Source organism: Streptomyces muensis, from assembly GCF_021474425.1.
GTDB lineage: Bacteria > Actinomycetota > Actinomycetes > Streptomycetales > Streptomycetaceae > Streptomyces > Streptomyces muensis.
Genome location: NZ_JAKEIP010000515.1, coordinates 1 through 2,375, shown reverse-complemented (window position 1 = coordinate 2,375; position 2,375 = coordinate 1). Strand labels below are relative to the sequence as shown.

3 protein-coding genes are annotated in these 2,375 nt (G+C 70.7%); all 3 read right to left on the bottom strand.

Features of this window, described 5'->3' with window-relative positions; translation table 11 throughout:
- Positions 1 to 115 precede the first annotated feature (115 nt).
- Positions 116 to 589 (bottom strand): carboxymuconolactone decarboxylase family protein, encoded by a 474-nt coding sequence (locus L0P92_RS43860; protein ID WP_234768718.1) that lies wholly within the window; start codon positions 587 to 589, stop codon positions 116 to 118.
- A gap of 100 nt (positions 590 to 689) precedes the next feature.
- Entirely contained in the window at positions 690 to 1,787 is a 1,098-nt protein-coding gene (locus L0P92_RS43855; protein WP_234768717.1) for a GNAT family N-acetyltransferase, read from the bottom strand.
- Between the two features lie 27 nt (positions 1,788 to 1,814).
- On the bottom strand, positions 1,815 to 2,375 hold a 561-nt coding region (locus L0P92_RS43850), incomplete at its 5' end, for an HD domain-containing protein (RefSeq protein ID WP_234768716.1).

Genomic DNA, 2,375 nt, shown 5'->3' with positions numbered 1-2,375 from the left:
GTTGCAGGGGGCGGGGTTGCGGAGGCCGAAGGGGCGGGCGAACGGCTAGGGCCTGATTCGCCGGGCAGGGAATGGCCTGGCGCCCCCTCGGCCGTGCGGGGCGGCGTCGCTCGGATCAGCCGAACTGGCCGGGCTGGTAGCTGCCCGCGGGCTGCTGGACCATGACGTTCAGCCGGTTGTAGGTGTTGATCATGGCGATCAGGATCACCAAGGCGCCGAGCTGTTCCTCGTCGTAGTGCTTGGCGGCGTTCTCCCATACTTCGTCCGGGACGCCGCCGGCCGCGTCCGCGATGCGGGTGCCCTGTTCGGTGAGTTCCAGGGCGGCGCGCTCGGCCTCGGTGAAGCAGGTGGCCTCCCGCCAGGCCGCGACCAGGTTGAGGCGCAGCCAGTCCTCGCCGGCGGCGACCGCGTCCTTGCTGTGCATGTCGGTGCAGAAGCCGCAGCCGTTGATCTGGCTGGCGCGGAGGGTCACCAGGTTCTGGGTGCTGACCGGAAGCGGCGAGTCGTGGACCGCCTTGCCCGCCGCGCCGAAGTGCTTGATGACCTTGCCGGCGAGCGGGTTCTCGAGGAGGTTCATGCGGGCGTTCATGGCCAACTCCCTTGCCGTTTTCGTCGTTGCCGTTGTCGTTGGTTACACAGCTATGACGGAGTGGCTCGGCGGGATGTGACATGGGGAGATGTGACGTGGGTCACCCTGTTGCCGGGCGGGTGTAGAGCTGGAGCGTGCGGTCCGCCGTCTCCTGCCTTTCTTCCTCCTGGGGTGCCCTTACGTACCCGGCGCGGGTGGCGACGGCCTGGGACGGGAGGTTGTCGGCCTCGACGGTGGCGTAGAGGACGTCGACGTCGTCCCTGGCCAGGGCCCACTCCGACAGTGCGGTCAGGGCCTCGCTGGCGTAGCCGCGGCCGCGGGCGCCCTCGACCAGGTCGTAGCCGACCTCCGCCCGGCCCTCCTCGTCCGGGACGCCGTGGAAGCCCATGCCGCCGACCGCGAGGCCGTCCTCCCGTCGTACGAGGATGAACAGGCCGAACTCGGGCCGGTGCACGCCCGCCTCGCGGGCCTTCAACACCATGCCGGCCGCCTCCCGTGTCCCCTCGTAGGGTCCGCCCACGACCCAGGTGAACCCGCCGTCGCCGCCCACGCTCAGATCGGCGGCGGAGGCGGGGGTGACGCCCTGGAGGGTGAGGCGGTCGGTGGACAGGACGAGGTTGTTGTTCCAGCGCCATTCTGTGACCGGCTCCCGGCCGGGCAGGTCGCCGCGGCCGGTGGCCCACAGCAGGGTGCGCCAGTGGTCGGGGCCGGGCTGGATGTGCGGGAAGATCCGGGTGAGGACGAACTCGGGGAGGGCGGCGGGAGGTTCGTAGGCGACTCCCAGCCCCTCGGCGATGTCGTGGGTGTGGAGGATGACCTCGGCGATGCCCATCGCGGCGAAGCCGTCGCGGTTCGCGCTGCGGAAGGGGTACGGGTGGAAGGCCCGTATCTCGGGGGGTGTGGTGCGGATGGTGGCGGTGAGGATGGCGCCGGTGGTCTCGACGATGTGGATCAGGTCCGCGTTGTCGGCGTCGTCGTGCGGGGCGAGGTCGAACGGGACGTACTTCTCCTGCGCGCGTCCGGCGAGGTTGCCGGCGTAGGCGATGAGGTCGTCGGCGACATGGACCACGGTCTCGTGGCAGTTCCAGTCTGTCCGCCCGGCCCTGGCGGCCGTCCAGTCCCGGTCGGTCACCGTTCGCAGCAGCGCCGCGCAGCTTGCGACGGCCTGCTCCAGCCGTTCTCCGCTTATGTCTCGCATGGCGTGCAGGCTACGGCGGCGGGTGGGTCAGGGCGACAGCATTTCCAGCTCGGCGGAGAGGTTGTAGCGGGCCGTGGCCTCCCACTTCTCCTTGCCGTACGGCGTGCTGAACAGGCTTGGCAGGTCGAGGAGTTGGCGCAGGATCGCGGCCCGGCCCTCGCGGAAGGCGTCGTTCGGTACGAAGTGGTACTCCTCGCGGACGGCTGCCGTGTACGCGGCGTACGTGGAGGGGGGTGCGGCGAGGATCGCGAGGTCGGCGTCGCAGAGGACCTGGCCGTCGTGGTCGTCCGGGGCGGGGGCGTGGGTGGTGGTGAGGCGGACCAGGCGGGCCACCTCGGCGGTGCGCTCCGGGGGGACGCCGGCTTCTGTGAGGGCGCGGTCGGCGAGGCGGGCGGAGCGTTCTTCGTTTTCCGAGCGGTCGGGGAGGTAGACCGCGTCGTGGAACCAGGCGGCGAGGCGTACGACGTCGGGGTTGTCGGCGTGGTCTTCCAACTCGTCGATGTGGTCCAGGACCGCGGTGAGGTGGGTGAGGGTGTGGTAGTGGCGGTGGGGTTCCTGCCAGCGGGTGAGGAGGTTGTCGGCGTAGGG

Bases quoted from the DNA above. Each gene is read 5' to 3' on its own strand.
- L0P92_RS43855 (WP_234768717.1), bottom strand. From the start codon at position 1,787: ATGCGAGACATAAGCGGAGAACGGCTGGAGCAGGCCGTCGCAAGCTGC.
- L0P92_RS43860 (WP_234768718.1), bottom strand. From the start codon at position 589: ATGAACGCCCGCATGAACCTCCTCGAGAACCCGCTCGCCGGCAAGGTC.